This window comes from Vibrio sp. Y176 (assembly GCF_033438945.1).
In genome coordinates, this window is sequence record NZ_JAWOQS010001150.1 from 1 (window position 1) to 523 (window position 523).

Below are 523 nucleotides of genomic sequence, written 5' to 3' on the forward strand. Positions count from 1 at the left end.
ATTCGATCCAAATGTTAAAGTCGCTATCAGCACTGCTTTTGCCCAAGGTGGTGAAGGTACGAGAGATCTAGCACAGCATGTCGTTGATGCTTGCGAAAAAACCACGAATTTCCGACCTCTATATCAGAAACATCAATCCCTTCAGGAGAAGCTGATGTCTGTGTGTGAAGCTGGATATGGTGCGACAAATGTTGAAATGAGTGAACTTGCAACTCAGCAATTGGCTCATTTTGAAAAACTAGGGTTTAACGAATTAGCTGTTTGTATTGCTAAAACGCCACTTTCTATCACCACCGATTCTTCAGTAAAAGGCGCGCCAGTTGGCTTTACTGTTCCAATTCGTGAACTGCGTTTATGTGCCGGTGCTGGCTTCGTGTACGCATTATCGGGTAGCGTTATGACCATGCCCGGTCTTCCTGACAAGCCAGCGTTTATGAATCTCGACCTTGATGAAGATGGTAATATCATCGGTTTGTCATAATGAGCATCATTTAAATGAAATCAAACACAAAGGGAGCTGTCT

The 523-nt window shown here is 43.6% G+C and carries 1 protein-coding gene; it reads left to right on the forward strand.

Annotated elements, in window-relative coordinates:
- The coding region (locus R7O13_RS30700; RefSeq protein ID WP_318305698.1) for a formate--tetrahydrofolate ligase at nucleotides 1-481 on the forward strand (481 nt) is incomplete at its 5' end.
- Nucleotides 482-523 lie beyond the last annotated feature (42 nt).